Genomic DNA, 15,578 nt, shown 5'->3' with positions numbered 1-15,578 from the left:
CACACAACGGCGTGGGGTGGCCCGGCGGAAGCGTGCTTGAGGCGATTGACGACTGTGATGCGCACCATATAACCTGTGTGGCCTGACCACTGTGGTCAGACCACAGTGCGGGTCGTCCCGCACCCGCCCACTCCAGGAGATACGCGTGGACACCTTCACCGCGACCACCGATGCCATCGGAGGCAGCGTGGCGCTCTCGGCACTCGTCGCCACCCTGCCCCTCATCACCTTCTTCGTCATGCTGCTCGGGGCCAAGGCCCGGGCGCATGTCTCCGGTGCAGCCGCGCTGGTCGTGGCCATCGTCATCGCCGTCATTGGTTTCGGCATGCCATGGGACCTCACTCTGCTGTCGGCCACCCAGGGCGCCGTCTTCGGCCTGTTCCCCATCGTGTGGATCGTGGTCCTGGCGCTGTGGTTCTACCAGGTGACGGTCCTCAGCGGGCGGTTCGAGGACATGCGCGCCATTTTCGACACGATCGGCGGTGGAGACCTGCGCATCCAGACCATCCTCATCGCGTTCTGCTTCGGTGGCCTGCTGGAGGCGTTGGCCGGCTTCGGAGCGCCCGTGGCCATCACCGCCACCATGATCCTGGCCCTCGGCCTGAAGCCCCTGAAGACCGCCACCGTGGTGCTCATCGCGAACACCGCGCCCGTGGCCTTCGGCGCCATCGGCATCCCGATCACCACGGCGGGGGTGCTGACGAATCTCGACCCGGCCGACATCGGCGCCGTCGTCGGACACCAGGCCCCGTTCCTGGCTCTGCTGGTTCCGTTCTTCCTGCTCGTCATCATCGACGGGTTCCGTGGCCTGCGGGAGGCCTGGCCCGCTGCCCTGGCCATCGGTGGCACGTTCGCCCTGGCCCAATGGTGGAGCGCCACACATTTCTCCTATGAACTGACGGACGTCGTCGCCGCGCTGGCCGGAATGGCTGCCGCCGTCGTCCTCCTGCGTTTCTGGAAGCCGCGGGGAGCCGATGCCGTGCGAGGACGCATGGGCGTGGAGAAGCCCGCCGCAACGGGGAACCTGACCCCGGTCCGCGTGTGGATGGCGGTCATGCCCTACATCCTGGTGGTCGCCGTCTTCGGCATCGCCAAGTTGTGGAAGGCCGGGGTGGACATCCCGGCCGCCCTGGCGGCCACGGACGTCGCGATCCCGTGGCCCGGGCTGGACGGCCGCCTGCTCAACCCGGAGGGCGAACCCCTCACCAGCACCGTCTACAACTTCCAGTGGCTCTCCAGCCCGGGGACGCTGCTGCTGATCGCCGGCCTGATCGTCGCCGGAGCCTATGCGGTCTTCGACGCCCAGGGCAGGTTCCGGCTGTCCTGGGGGAACGCCGTGATGGAGATCGGCCGGACGTTCTGGAAGATGCGGTTCGCAGCCCTGACCATCATGACCGTGCTGTCCCTGGCCTACGTCATGAACTTCTCCGGCCAGACGATCGCCATGGGGACCTGGGTCGCCGGACTCGGTGCGGCGTTCGCCTTCTTCTCCCCGGTCCTGGGGTGGATGGGCACAGCGGTGACCGGTTCGGACACCTCTGCCAATGCGCTGTTCGCCAACCTGCAGAAGACCGCGGCCCTGGAAGCAGGCTTGGACCCGCACCTGATGACGGCGGCCAACACCTCCGGTGGCGTGGTCGGCAAGATGATCTCCCCGCAGTCGTTGGCCATCGCGGCCACGGCGGTGAGCATGGAGGGCAAGGAGTCGGCCATCTTCAAGTCCGTGATCTGGTGGTCGGTCGGTCTCCTGCTACTGCTGTGCACCATCGTGTTCCTGCAGTCCAATGTGCTGGCGTGGATGCTGCCCGCGGCCTGAGTCCTAGACTGGTCAGCAGTCCCGTCACCCCAGGAGAAGAACGCCCGTGCCCGCACCCCGCGCCTATACGGCGATCCTCGCCTGGCTTGAAGACCAACTGCGCACGGGCGTGATCAGCGTCGGAGAGAAACTCCCCGGAGAGCGCCACCTGGCCGAGCAGTTCGAGATCTCCCGGGCCTCGGTCCGTGAGGCGATCCGGGTGCTTGATGCCATGGGCCTGGTCCGGTCGGCCACCGGGTCCGGTCCGTCGGCCGGGGCCGTGGTGATCTCCGAACCCTCGACGGCGCTTGCGTGGGCGTTGCGGATGCACATCGCCACGCAGGCCCTGCCGATCGGGGACATCGTGGAAGCGCGGTTGTTGCTGGAGACCCAAGCGGCCCTGGAATCGGAGAAGCGGCCGGACTCCCCGGAACGGCGGCGAATACTGGAGGAGGCCGCTCAGCTGCTGGATGAGATGGACACTCCTGGGCTGCCGGCTGACAGATTCCACGAAAGTGATGCCCAGTTTCACATCCTGCTGACCTCCCTGGCCGGCAACGTGGTGGTGGAGACCATGATGGCGTCCCTGCGCGAAGCCACCATCGGCTACGTCCAGGAGACCGTGTCCGGACTCGAGAGCTGGCCCGAGGTCAGCTGCACCCTCCAGGAACAGCACCGCGGGGTCCTGCAGGCCGTCCGAGAGCGGCGCGGGGAAGACGCGGCGGAGGCGCTGCGCCACCACATCACCTGGTTCTACGGGTTGAGCGACCACCGCTGAGGCACTGCGGGGCATCGGTGCCCCCTCCGGTTCATCCCCACCGCGGGGCCGCCCCACCGGCCTACACTGGTTCCGGCGTCGGGCCGCACGATCAACGCGCCCGGCCGGCGTCGTCCCCGCCCCGACCCGATCGCAGGAGCCCATCCGTGACCATCCAGCTCGACCGCGTCCCGCTCAAGCGGGCCCTGATTTCCGTCTACGACAAGACCGGTCTGGAGGAACTGGCCGCCGGGCTCCACGCCGCCGGCGTGCAGATCGTCTCCACGGGTTCAACGGCCCAGCGGATCGCGGGCGCCGGCGTGCCCGTCACCGAGGTGTCCGAGGTGACCGGTTTCCAGGAATGCCTGGACGGCCGCGTCAAGACCCTCCACCCGATGGTCCACGCCGGCATCCTCGCCGACCGCCGCCGCGAGGACCACGTGGCCCAGCTCGAACAGATGGACATCCAGCCCTTCGACCTGGTCGTGGTGAACCTCTACCCCTTCGTGGACACGGTCCGCTCCGGTGCCGGCCAGGACGAGGTCGTCGAGCAGATCGACATCGGCGGACCCTCCATGGTGCGGGCCGCAGCCAAGAACCACCCGTCCGTGGCCGTCGTCGTGGATCCGGGGAAGTACGGCGACGTGGTCTCCGCCGCACAGCAGGGCGGCTTCGACCTCCCGGCACGACGCCGGCTCGCGGCCCTGGCCTTCGCCCACACCGCCGCGTATGACAACGCGGTGGCCGCCTGGACGGCGGCCCAGTTCGAGGCAGAGGAGGAAGCCGGGGCCGGGGAAGTCAACCTCTTCCCGCCCTACGCCGGGGTGACCCTGCAGCGGGCGCAGACGCTGCGCTATGGCGAGAACCCGCATCAGTCGGCCGCGCTGTATGTGGAGGACGGTGCCACGCCGGGCATCGCCCAGGCCGAGCTGCTGCACGGCAAGGCCATGAGCTACAACAACTACGCCGACGCTGACGCCGCCCTGCGTGCGGCGTACGACTTCGACCAGCCGGCCGTGGCCATCGTCAAGCACGCCAATCCCTGCGGCGTCGGCGTCGCCGTCGAGTCCGGGGAGGATGCGATCGGCGAAGCGCACCGCAAGGCCCATGACTGCGACCCGGTCTCCGCCTTCGGTGGCGTGATCGCCGCCAACCGCGAGGTCACCGTCGGCATGGCGAACACCGTCCAGGGCATCTTCACCGAGGTCGTCATCGCACCGTCCTTCTCCGCCGAGGCCCTGGAGATCCTCTCGGCCAAGAAGAACATCCGCCTGCTGCGTCTGCCGGAGGGCTTCGCCCGGGATTCCGTGGAGTACAAGCAGGTCTCAGGAGGCATGCTGCTGCAGGCCCGGGACGCGGTGGACGCCGCCGGTGACGACCCCGAGACCTGGACCCTGGCGGCCGGCCCGGCCGCCGATCCGGAGACCCTGGCCGACCTCGCCTTCGCGTGGCGGGCCGTGCGGGCGCCGAAGTCCAACGCCGTGCTGTTGGCCAGCGGCGGGGCGACGGTCGGCATCGGCATGGGCCAGGTCAACCGCCTGGACTCCTGCCGCCTGGCCGTGGAGCGGGCCAACACCTTGGGGGCCGCCTCCACGGGCGCCCAGGAGGTCACCGCGGAGATCACGACGGCGGGTGGTGCGGAGAACGTGAGCGGCACCGGCGCGCCGGAGCGGGCCCGCGGGGCCGTGGCGGCCTCTGACGCCTTCTTCCCCTTCGCCGACGGCCTGCAGATCCTCATCGACGCCGGCGTGCGCGCCGTCGTGCAGCCGGGTGGCTCCGTCCGGGACGAGGACGTCATCGCCGCGGCCGAGGCCGCCGGCGTCACCATGTACTTCACGGGGGCACGGCACTTCTTCCACGGCTGAGGTTCCAGGGCTCAGGCGAAAGCCCCGGCGGTGGTGGCGGGCCGGTCACGTGAGGTGGCCGCGCCCGCCATTCCGGTAGATTGGGGGCCGATTCACCCATCACGACGACTCGGGCCGTGCCCACCGGCGCGCCCTGCGAGGAGAACCACGCTTCATGTCGAAGATCATCTACACCTATACCGACGAGGCTCCCATGCTGGCCACCGGCTCGCTCCTGCCGCTCGTCGAGGCCTTCGCCTCCACCGCGGGCGTGGGCATGGAGACCCGGGACATCTCCCTGGCCGCGCGAGTCCTAGCCGTCTTCAACGACGTGCTGCCCGAGGACCAGAAGGTCAACGACGCCCTCGCCGAACTGGGTGAGCTGGTCAAGACCGATGACGCCAACGTCATCAAGCTGCCGAACATCTCCGCCTCCGTGCCGCAGCTGAAGGCCGCGATCGCCGAGTTGCAGGCCGGCGGCTACGCGCTTCCCGCCTACCCGGATGAGCCGAAGACGGCCGAGGAGAAGGACGCCCGGGCCCGCTATGACAAGGTCAAGGGCTCCGCCGTGAACCCGGTCCTGCGCGAGGGCAACTCGGACCGCCGCGCCCCGAAGGCCGTGAAGAACTTCGCCCAGAAGCACCCCCACTCGATGGGTGCCTGGTCGGCCGACTCCAAGACCAACGTGGCCACCATGTCCGCCAACGCCTTCTTCCACAACGAGAAGTCCGTGGTCATCGGCGAGGACAGCACCATCCGGATCCAGTTCGTCGAGGGCTCCGGCGAGGCCGGTCAGTCCGGTCAGGCGATCGTGCTCAAGGACGACTTCCCGGTACTCGCCGGCGAGATCATCGACGGCACGTTCATGTCCGCCGCGGCACTGGACGAGTTCCTTGCCGCCCAGGTCGCGCGCGCCAAGGCCGAGGGCGTGCTGTTCTCCACGCACCTGAAGGCCACCATGATGAAGGTCTCCGACCCGATCATCTTCGGGCACGTGGTCAAGGCCTTCTTCCCCTCGCTGTTCGAGAAGTACGGTGCCGAGCTCGCCGCTGCCGGACTGTCTGCCAACAACGGGCTGGCGTCGATCCTCTCCGGGCTGGACTCCCTGGACCCGCAGGTCGCCGAGGGCGTCAAGGCCGAGATCGAAGCCGGCTACGCCAACGGCCCGGACCTGGCCATGGTCAACTCGGACAAGGGCATCACCAACCTGCACGTCCCCTCGGACGTGATCGTGGATGCCTCCATGCCGGCCATGATCCGTACCTCCGGCCACATGTGGAACAAGGACAACCAGGAGCAGGACACCCTCGCCGTGCTCCCGGACCCGTCCTACGCCGGCGTGTACCAGGTCGTCATCGACGACTGCCGGGCGAACGGCGCCTTCGACCCGACCACCATGGGCACCGTCCCCAACGTGGGCCTCATGGCGCAGAAGGCCGAGGAGTACGGCTCGCATGACAAGACCTTCGTCCTCGAGACCGCCGGCACCGTCCAGATCGTCGACGGCTCCGGCGCCGTGCTGATCGAGCATGCCGTCCAGGCCGGGGACATCTGGCGTGCCTGCCAGACCAAGGACGTCCCGGTCCGCGACTGGGTCAAGCTGGCCGTCACCCGTGCCCGGGCCTCCCAGACCCCGGCCGTGTTCTGGTTGGATGAGCACCGCGCGCACGACGCCAACCTGATCGCCAAGGTCAACGAGTACCTGCAGGACCACGACACCGAGGGCCTGCAGCTCGAGATCATGGCCCCGGAGCAGGCCACCGCCTTCACCCTGGAGCGCATCCGCCGCGGTGAGGACACCATCTCGGTCTCCGGCAACGTGCTGCGTGACTACCTGACCGACCTGTTCCCGATCCTCGAGCTGGGCACCTCGGCCAAGATGCTCTCGATCGTCCCGCTGATCAACGGTGGCGGCCTGTTCGAGACCGGCGCCGGTGGTTCCGCCCCGAAGCACGTGCAGCAGTTCGTCGAGGAGAACCACCTGCGCTGGGACTCGCTCGGCGAGTTCCTGGCCCTGGCCGTGTCCTTCGAGCACGAGGCCGTCTCCCACGGCAATGCCCGTGCCCAGGTGCTGGCCGACACCCTGGACCGCGCCACCGGCACCTTCCTGGAAGAGGGCCGCAATCCCTCCCGCAAGGTCGGAGAGATCGACAACCGCGGTTCGCACTTCTACCTGGCCATGTACTGGGCCCAGGAGCTGGCGAAGCAGACCGAGGACGCGGAGCTGGCCTCCAAGTTCACGGAGATCGCCACTGACCTGACCGAGAACGAGCAGAAGATCATGGACGAGCTCAACGCGGTCCAGGGTGCACCGGTGGAGATCGCCGGCTACTACTACCCGTCCAAGGAGATGGTGTTCGAGGCCATGCGCCCGTCCGCCACCCTCAACGCGATCGTGGCCAAGCTGGCTCGCTGACCCTTCGCAACTGGCGGTCGAGAACGCCCCGTTTCCCCGGAGAAGATCCGGGGAAGCGGGGCGTTCTCGACCTACAGATTCAGAGGGCTGGTGACGGGGCCGTCATCTGCCCGGCGGCCGTGGCGGCAGGTCCTCGTCCCGGCCGATCAGGACGTCCCCGACCGGTGCGCCCCGCTTCCGGTGACTGGCTTTGTTGAGGAAGTACGTGAGCACCCACAGGGCGATCCCGAGGACCATCAGTCCGCCGGCGATCTGGTAGACGATGCGATCCCGATCCACCCAGGGACCCGCCAGGAACAGGGAGAAGAGTCCCGCAAGGTAGGGCAGCACGGCGGGGGAGTTGAAGGCCCTCTTCGAGTGCGAGCCCGATTCCGGTTCCGCGCCCCTCCGGCGCCGCAGCACGATGCAGGCCACGTTCACCACGGTGAAGACGCAGAGCAGCAACAGGGCGGTGGTGCTGGAGAGGTTGGTGACGATGTTGCTCTCGGGGTCGCTGGTGACGTACCAGATGAGGAACAGGGCCAGGACGGTGGTGAAGATGATCGCGACCCAGGGGGTGCGGCGGGTCCGCAGTACCTGACCCAGCGGCCGCGGCAACACGTTCTGCTTGGCCATGCCGTAGACCAGCCGGCTGGCCATCAGCATGTTGATCAGGGCGGTGTTGGCCACGGCGAATACCGCCAGGAAGGGGAAGATCCGGTCCACGGGGAAACCCGGGGAGCCCTGCTTCACCACTTCGAGCAGCGCCTCGCCCTCGGCCTCGCCGATCGTGGACAGCTCGGTGGGGGACAGCACGGCCACGGCGGAGATGGCCACCAGCATGTAGAAGAGCACCGCGATGCCCAGGCCGGTCAGCATGGTTCGGGGGAAGATGCGGATGGGATCCTTGGTCTCCTCGACCATGTTCACCGAGTCCTCGAAGCCCACCATGGCGAAGAACGCGATGGAGGTGGCTGCGGTGACGGCGAGGAAGAGCCCCTTGTCATTGTTGTCCTGGAACACGAAGATCTGGCTGAGGTCCGAGCCGCCCTGGGCCATCGCGAAGAAGCCCACCCCGATCACGATGCACAGGGCCGTCATCTCCACCAGCGTCAGGACGACGTTGAACTTGATGCTCTCGCCCACCCCGCGCAGGTTGATCAACGCCAGCAGCACCATGAAGCCCAGGGCCACGCCCATCACCGCGCCGGGGCCGGCCTCGCCCATCCAGCCGTTGACCTCCAGCCCGCCGAAGAAGTTCTGCGCCAGCACGTTGGCCGAGGTGGACGCACTGGTGATGCCGGAACACACCACGGCGAAGGCCACCAGGAACGTGACGAAGTGGATGCCGAAGGCCTTGTGCGTATAGAGCGCTGCCCCGGCAGCCTGCGGATAGTGGGTGACCAACTCCAAGTAGGAGAAGGCGGTCATCGTGGCCACGGCGAAGGCCAGCAGGAACGGCAGCCACAGGATGCCGCCGACCATGCCGGCCATCTCACCGGTGACCGCGTAGATCCCGGCCCCCAGCACGTCGCCGACGATGAACAGCAGCAACAGCTTGGGCCCGAGGACCCGTTTGAGTTCGCCCTCGCCCTCCTCAGGAGGGGCGCTGGGGACGTCCGGCGTGGTGGTGCTCATGATTGCCTCCGGCATCTGCACAGGTCACACGGGTGTTCGCAGTGTGGCCCGCCCGGGATGCGGGGGTCAATGATTCATTGGTCACTCGAAGCGGGCGCCGGATTCCCGGCTCATCTGCTCCACCGAGGTGTAGGCGTCCCGCGCCAGGGCGGACCACAGCTTGATGGCCAGCTGCGGATCGGACTCCTCGAGGGCGGAGATCACCTGGGCCGTGAGCACCCGGGTGGTCACCGGACCCATGGCGCGCACCGTGGTGAGCTGCCGGCCGGCTTGGCCGAGCGCGATCTCGCCGAAGATCATGCCGGGGGAGAGATAGGCCTGCCGGTAGCGACGTCCGCCGGAGCCCTGGCTGGTGAGCTCGACCTGCCCCGCAGTGATGAAGTAGATCCCGCCGAACGGCTGCCCCGCCCGGCGAATGACCTGCCCGGCCCGGTAACTGCGGGTCTCCATGAACGCGGACAGGGTGAGGGCGTCCTCCTCGTTGAGCATCTCCAACAGCGGGGACCGCGTCGGCTCCTGGTCGCCGGTGGGCACCAGGTCGGGGGCATGGCGGGCCAGCATCCGCTGTTCGATCCACTCCAGCGCGAGGGACCGGGAGAGGAACAATCGGAATTCGGGCTCGACGGAGGCCTCCGCCGTGCCGTCCGCGTCCAGGTCGGCGGGGGCCAGGTCAGAGACGGCAGCGTCAGAGGTGAAGCTGTCGGCTCCACCTCCGCCGGCGTTCCCGCCGGAGGTTCCGGCTCCGCCGGCCGTGGACCCGGCAGGCGTGGACCAGGTGGTGGTCTCCGGCATCGGATCCGGCAGGGCCCCGTCCTCCGTGTCCGCCGCGTAGTCCAGCAGGGACTGGGTGAGCGCGGTGTCGTCGTCCACGAGGATCAGGTCGCGGCGGTCCTCCAGGAAATTGCGCACCACATGGGTAAGCATCCGGGCCGCGGCCTTGCCGAAGTCGTCCACCTTGCGCACGTCCACCACGAGGGTGCGGACGGAGGCGGGCAGGCCGACGGCGGCGCGGGCTAGGGTCTCGGCCTCGGCGAAGCCGATGTCACCGCCGATCTCGATGATGCGGCATTCCGGTCCGTGCTCCTCGAGGGCCTGGAGGGCCTCGACGCTGCGGGGGACACTGGAGGGCGCCTCGGACAGGTCGTACCGGGCCCGGATGGTGGAGCGGCCCAGGGGCGGGACATCACCGTAGTGCAGGCCGAAATCGGTGGCGATCTGCTTGATGGCCACGCCGCCGCGCACGGACATCCCATGCTCGTCCAGGGGCGGGGAGAAGACCCCGACGCCCATCTGCCCGGGGACCACCACGAGCAGCCCGCCACCGACCCCGGACTTGGCCGGCAGGCCGACCTCGATGGCCCAGGTGCCGGCGTCGTCATACATCCCGCACGTGGACATGACGGAGAGCACCCAGCGGACCACCTGCGGGGAGAAGACGCGTTCGCCGGTGGCCGGGTTCACGCCCTGGTTCGCCAGGGTCGCGGCCATCATGGACAGGTCCTTGGCCGTGACCAGGATGGAGCACTGGCGGAAGTAGTCCTGCACGGACGGCTCAGGGTCGGATTCGAGGATCCCGAACGAGCGCAGCAACCAGGCCAGGGCCCGGTTGCGGTGGCCGGTCTTGTCCTCAGCCTTGAAGACGGACTCCGAGACCTTCAGGTCCCGTCCGGCGGCGTCCGAGAAGGTGTTCACGATCCGGCCGATGCGGTCGCGCCCGCCGCGGCCCTTGATGAGCGAGGTGGTGGTGATCGCCCCGGCATTGATCATGGGGTTGTCCGGGCGGCCGGTGCCCGGCTGCAGGGAGATCTCGTTGAACGGGTCGCCGGAGGGCTCCACGTCGATCTTCTCGTGCACCTTGACCGGTCCGAGGTCCTCCAGGGCCATGCCGTAGGTGAAGGCCTTGGAGATCGACTGGAGGGAGAACGGGTGCTCGGCGTCCCCGGAGGCGTAACAGTGGCCCTCGACGGTGGTCAGGGCCAGCCCGAACAGGTTCCGGTCCATGGCGGCGGCCGAGGGCACGGCCTGGTAAGTGGTGCCCTCGTCCACGGGGCGGATCTGGTCGACCAACCGGTCAAGGTAGTCCTGCACGGGGGATCTCATGACCCCAGCCTAAAGGGCCTGGCGGTCAGTACCCCGCCTCCGCGTCCACCCGTCCCTCCAGTGCGGAGCCCTCGGCACGGGCGGCGAGGTTCCGCTCGCTGCGGGCGTTGATCAACGGGATGCACATCTGCGGGGTGTCCGCCGTGTGCGGGGTGATCAGGCAGCGCGGCTCGGCCCACAACGGGTGCCCGTCTGGGAGCGGCTCCGGGTCGGTGACGTCCAGTCCTGCACTGCGGATGGACCCGGCGGCCAGCGCCGCCACCAGGGCGTCGGTGTCCACGAGCGTTCCGCGCGCGATGTTGACCAGGATGGCCGTGGGGTCCATGAGCTCCAGTTGCCGGGCCCCGATCATGCCGCGGGTCTCGTCCGTGGCGGCTGCCGCGATCATCACGACGTCGGCGCCCGGCAGGACGTCGTCCAACCGGCCCTGGGTGACGGTCCGGTCCGCCCCGGGCACCTCGTCGTCGGTCCTCCGGACCATGGTGACGGTGGTGTCCCAGGTCTTGAGCAGGCGCAGGTACTCGCGGGCGATCCCGCCCCCGCCGACCACCACGCAGTTCAGCCCGTTCAGGGTGGTGCCGCCCCCGGGGCCCCATCCGGTGGCACGGACCCGTTCGGGCAGGTCCCGCAGCAGAGCGAGCGTGAGCGCGAGGGCGTGCTCGGCCACGGGCGGCGCATAGACACCTTTCGCGGAGGTCCACTGGATGTCCGTCCGCTTCCGGATCAGCGGCACGTACCGTTCGATCCCGGCGAACGGCAGCTGAATCCATCCGAGCGACGGGTTGGCGGCCAGGATGGCCTCCACGTCCTCGACCGGCACCGGGTACACCATCACCAGGGCGGTCGCGGACCCGTCTCCGTAGGGTGCGTCGGCATCGCTCGGCACCACCGAGCCGCCGACGTCGGCCGCAGCCTGCGCCGGTCCGGCATGCGCTTCGCGGTAGGGGCCGTCTCGGCGGGCATCGGCCGGTGGGTAGAACAGGACCCGGTCGGGTCCGGTGGCGGCGGGGTTCACGGCAGTCGACTCGGTCATGCCGCCATGCTGTCACAACCGCGGCCCGGCCGGGCCGTTGACGTGGGGTGTCAGCCCGGGGCGCGGGTGATGGCTTGATGCCGACGGGGCAGGTCCTTAGGGTCGGGGTCATGAACGGATCTGCGAACAACCCAGAGAACCAGACCGACCTCAACGCCAGTGGTGGGGGTGCGGGGGCCGGCCAGCTCGCCGCCGATGACCCCACGACCCGGCACCCGAAGATCTCCCCGCCGGAACAGGACCAGCCGGAGCCCGGACTGGATGTGAAGACCGAACCGGTGCCGGACATCGGCCTGGAGTCCTACCGGGGTCAGGGTCGCCTGGTCGGCCGCAAGGCCCTGGTGACCGGAGGCGACTCCGGGATCGGCGCCGCCGTCGCCATCGCCTTCGCCCGCGAGGGCGCGGACGTGGCGATCGCCTACCTGCCGGCCGAGGAGGAGGACGCCCGGCGCGTGGTCGAGGCCATCGAGGAGGCCGGCCGGACTGCGGCCGCGCTGCCCGGAGACCTGATGGACCGGCCGTACCGGGAGGGAGTCGTGGACGCCGCCGTCGAGAAGCTCGGCGGACTGGACATCCTGGTGAACAACGCCGGCAAACAGGTGATCTCCGACTCCCTGGAGGACCTGAGCGATGAACAGGTGCACGAGTCCTTCCAGATCAACATCATGTCCATGTTCACGCTGTCCCGGGCCGCCCTGAAACACATGGGCCCCGGTTCCACCATCGTCAACACCACGTCCATCCAGGCGTACGAGCCGTCCCCGAACCTGCTCGACTACGCGTCCACGAAGGCGGCGATCAACAACTTCACCAAGGGCCTGGCCCAGCAGGTGGCGGAACGGGGCATCCGCGTCAACGCGGTGGCACCGGGGCCGGTCTGGACCGTCCTGCAGGTCTCGGACGGCCAACCCAAGGAGAAGCTGCCGAAGTTCGGGCACAACACCCCGTTGGGCCGTGCCGGTCAGCCGGTGGAGATGGCGCCGGCGTTCGTGTTCCTGGCCTCCGGCGAGTCCAGCTACGTCACGGGTGACACCCTCAACGCCAACGGCGGCACACCCACGCCGTGATCCACACGGCGTGATCCACGCGGGCCACGTGCGGGCGCCCACGGCGGGCGGTCCACAATGGGAGGATGAGTTTCCGCACCCGGTCCGGCCCCTTCGACCTCGATCGCCTGGGCGCCGGCCTGGTCTTCAGCGATTCCCTGCCGGACCTGCGCCGGGCTCTGGTCTCGGAGCGCCTCGCCGTGGTGCAGGCACCGCCGGGCACCGGCAAGACCACGCTGGTGCCGCCGGCCGCGGCGAACCTGCTGGCCGCACAGACCGAGCCGGCGGGCCGGACGCCGCAGAAGGTCCTGGTCACCCAGCCACGGCGGGTGGCGGCCCGCGCCGCCGCTCGCCGCCTCGCGGCCCTGGACGGGACCGGCGTCGGGACCCGGTCCGGCTATGTGGTCCGGGGGGAACGCCGGACTGGCGCGGAGACCCTGGTGGAGTTCGTGACTCCCGGGGTGCTCGTCAACCGGCTGCTGAACGATCCCGAGCTCGCGGGCATCGGCGCCGTGATCCTGGACGAGGTCCACGAACGCGATCTCGAGACGGACCTGCTCTTCGGCATGCTCGGGGAGGTGGCCCAGCTGCGCCCCGAACTGCTGCTCGTGGCGATGTCCGCCACTCTGGACGCGGCGCAGTTCGCTGCCCGGCTGGGGGAGGGCACCGGCCGGCCCGGCCCCGCCCCGGTGGTCGACTGTCCCGCCGCACTGTTCCCCGTGGATGTCCGCTACCGCCCCCACCTCGGTCGCCGCCAGGACCTCCGCGGGGTGAGCCGGGACTTCCTCGACCACGTCGCCCGGTGCGCCGCGGAGGCCCATGCCGAGGTCCGTGGGGCCGAGCCGGGAACCGACGCACTCGTCTTCGTTCCCGGGGCCCGGGAGGTCGCGGAGACGGTGTCCCGGTTGCGGGAACTGACCTCCGGTACCGAGATCCTGCCCCTGCACGGTCAGTTGCCGGCCGCCGAGCAGGACCGGGCCGTCGGCGGGCGGGAGCCCTCCGCCCCTGACCGGCCCCGCATCATCGTGTCCACGTCCCTGGCCGAGTCGTCGTTGACCGTGCCGGGGGTCCGGCTCGTGGTGGACGCCGGGCTGGCCCGCGAACCCCGCCGGGACACCGCCCGCGGCATGACAGGACTGGTCACGGTGGCCGCCGCTCAGTCCTCTGCCGACCAGCGGGCCGGCCGTGCGGGGCGCCTCGGCCCCGGCACCGTGATCCGCTGCTACGACCGCAGCACCTACGGGACGGCACCCGCGCAGCCGACGCCCGCGGCCGCCGTCGCCGACCTCACCGGGGCCGCCCTGGTGCTGGCCTGTTGGGGTGCGCCCGCGGGTGAGGGGCTCGTGCTGCCGGAGCCGCTGCCGGAGGCCTCCCTGGCCGAGGCACTGGAGACGCTCACCGCGCTGGACGCCATCGACCCGGCCGGCCGCGCCACCGACCACGGTCGCCGCCTCGCCGCGATCCCCGCCGAGCCGCGGTTGGCCCGCGCCCTGCTCGACGGCGGCCGATTGGTGGGTGCCCGTGCCTCCGCCGAGGTGGTCGCCCTGGTCTCGTCCGACGTGCGGCCCGAGGGGGCTGACCTGACGGTGTCCCTGCATCGGCTGCGTGCGGCGGGTCGCGGAGACGCCGAGGCCGGCCGGTGGCGTCGGGAGACCGAGCGCTTCGAGCGGTTGGCCGGCCGTGCTGGTCCGGTGGATTTGGGGAGCACCAGGGTGCCGCGGGAGTCCACGGTGGGGGCCGTCGTCGGGCTCGCCTGGCCCGAACGTCTGGCGCGACGGGTCCCGGACGCCTCCGGCGCCGGCGGGGGCAGCGGTCGCCAGTCCAGCGGGATGTACCTGCTGGCCTCGGGGACCAGGGCCGCCCTGCCTCCGGGCAGCCCTCTCGCCGGGGCAGACTGGCTGGCGGTCGCTGAGGTCTCACGCGCCGAGGGGAGGGCCGCCGCCGGCACGGGAGCCGTGATCCGGGCCGCGGCCCCGGTGGATGCCGATCTGACCGAACAGCTCGCCGGACCCCTCTACCGAGACGAGCGCACCGCCACGTGGCAGGACGGCCGGGTGGTCGGCCGGGCCGTGAAGGCGGTGGGGGCCATCGTGCTGTCCGAGACGCCGGTGGCACCCGACCGCGAGTCCGGCCGCGCCGCCGTCGTGCGGTTGCTGGCCGAGCAGGGACCCGAGGCGATCGGCCTGACCCCCGACTCCAGCCCCGGGGCCGACGCACTGCGCCGCCGGCTGGACCTGCTGCACCGGACGCTGGGGGAACCGTGGCCAGCCATGTCCTCGGCGGCGCTCGCGGCCGGCTGGGAGGACTGGCTCGCGCCCGAGGTGGAGAAGTTGGCTGGCGGAGTCAAGAGGGGTTCCCTGGATCTGGCCTCGGCCCTGCGCCGGCTGCTGCCGTGGCCGGAGGCGGTGCGGTTGGACGAGCTGGTCCCCGAACGCCTGCCGGTGCCCAGCGGCCGCACCGCGCGAATCGACTACCCGGCCGTGGATTCGGCGGCCACCACTGCCCCTGGTGCCGCTGGTCCCGGCGCTGCTGATCTCGACGATTCGCGTCCCGACGCCGGAACGCCGGTGGTGGCGGTCAAGCTCCAGGAGTGCTTCGGACTGGCCGAGACCCCGCGACTGGTGGACGGCCGGGTGCCGGTCGTCTTTCACCTGCTCTCCCCGGCGGGCCGGCCACTGGCCGTCACCGGTGACCTGGCCTCGTTCTGGTCCGGACCGTACGCCCAGGTCCGCGCGGAGATGCGGGGACGCTACCCCAAGCACCCATGGCCCGAGGACCCCTGGACCGCGCCGGCCACGGCGAGGACGAAGAGGACTCAGCACCGGACGTAGCGGGGGCGCCGGCGGTGAGGGCAGGCTTCCAACTCACCCGCAGTGCTCCACCCCCGTGACCGAGCGGCCGTGTGGATCGGCCGTGGCCCGGGGAATGCCATCGACGGCGATCACGAACTCGCCCGGGGCAACAGACTGT

9 protein-coding genes are annotated in these 15,578 nt (G+C 70.1%); 6 read left to right on the top strand and 3 right to left on the bottom strand.

Features of this window, described 5'->3' with window-relative positions; all coding sequences use genetic code 11:
- Positions 1-145 precede the first annotated feature (145 nt).
- From IEX49_RS03050 to IEX49_RS03035, 4 genes are all read left to right on the top strand, one after another.
- Positions 146-1,816: an L-lactate permease gene (locus IEX49_RS03050; RefSeq protein ID WP_188803975.1), complete on the top strand. Its 1,671-nt coding sequence runs from the start codon at positions 146-148 to the stop codon at positions 1,814-1,816.
- Positions 1,817-1,862: 46 nt separating this feature from the next.
- Complete coding sequence (locus IEX49_RS03045; RefSeq protein WP_188803973.1) at positions 1,863-2,573, top strand: FadR/GntR family transcriptional regulator; 711 nt, start codon at positions 1,863-1,865, stop codon at positions 2,571-2,573.
- A 146-nt stretch (positions 2,574-2,719) separates the two neighbouring features.
- Complete coding sequence (gene purH, locus IEX49_RS03040) at positions 2,720-4,417, top strand: bifunctional phosphoribosylaminoimidazolecarboxamide formyltransferase/IMP cyclohydrolase (protein ID WP_188803971.1); 1,698 nt, start codon at positions 2,720-2,722, stop codon at positions 4,415-4,417.
- A 154-nt stretch (positions 4,418-4,571) separates the two neighbouring features.
- Entirely contained in the window at positions 4,572-6,812 is a 2,241-nt protein-coding gene (locus tag IEX49_RS03035) for an NADP-dependent isocitrate dehydrogenase (protein ID WP_188803968.1), read from the top strand.
- Positions 6,813-6,914: 102 nt separating this feature from the next.
- Here the strand turns inward: IEX49_RS03035 and IEX49_RS03030 are convergent, their stop codons facing one another.
- The 3 genes from IEX49_RS03030 to IEX49_RS03020 form a co-directional block, all read right to left on the bottom strand.
- On the bottom strand, positions 6,915-8,429 hold the full coding sequence (locus IEX49_RS03030; protein WP_188803966.1) for an APC family permease: 1,515 nt from the start codon (positions 8,427-8,429) through the stop codon (positions 6,915-6,917).
- Positions 8,430-8,510: 81 nt separating this feature from the next.
- A complete protein-coding gene (gene glsA, locus IEX49_RS03025; RefSeq protein WP_188803964.1) occupies positions 8,511-10,529 on the bottom strand; it encodes a glutaminase A in 2,019 nt (672 codons plus the stop codon).
- A 25-nt stretch (positions 10,530-10,554) separates the two neighbouring features.
- Complete coding sequence (locus IEX49_RS03020; RefSeq protein WP_188803962.1) at positions 10,555-11,562, bottom strand: NAD(P)-dependent oxidoreductase; 1,008 nt, start codon at positions 11,560-11,562, stop codon at positions 10,555-10,557.
- Between the two features lie 110 nt (positions 11,563-11,672).
- On the opposite strand from IEX49_RS03020, the gene IEX49_RS03015 reads away from it, so the two are divergent.
- Both IEX49_RS03015 and hrpB read left to right on the top strand, forming a co-directional pair.
- Positions 11,673-12,629 carry an SDR family oxidoreductase gene (locus IEX49_RS03015; protein WP_188803960.1) on the top strand — a complete coding sequence of 319 codons (957 nt, stop codon included), beginning with the start codon at positions 11,673-11,675 and terminating at the stop codon, positions 12,627-12,629.
- 65 nt (positions 12,630-12,694) lie between these two features.
- Positions 12,695-15,439, top strand: coding sequence for an ATP-dependent helicase HrpB (gene hrpB, locus IEX49_RS03010; RefSeq protein ID WP_188803958.1), 2,745 nt, complete (start codon positions 12,695-12,697; stop codon positions 15,437-15,439).
- The last annotated feature ends 139 nt before the right edge of the window (positions 15,440-15,578 follow it).

It is taken from the genome of Citricoccus zhacaiensis (genome assembly GCF_014645315.1).
Taxonomy (GTDB): Bacteria; Actinomycetota; Actinomycetes; order Actinomycetales; family Micrococcaceae; genus Citricoccus; species Citricoccus zhacaiensis.
This window is presented reverse-complemented; position numbering and strand designations above follow the sequence as displayed.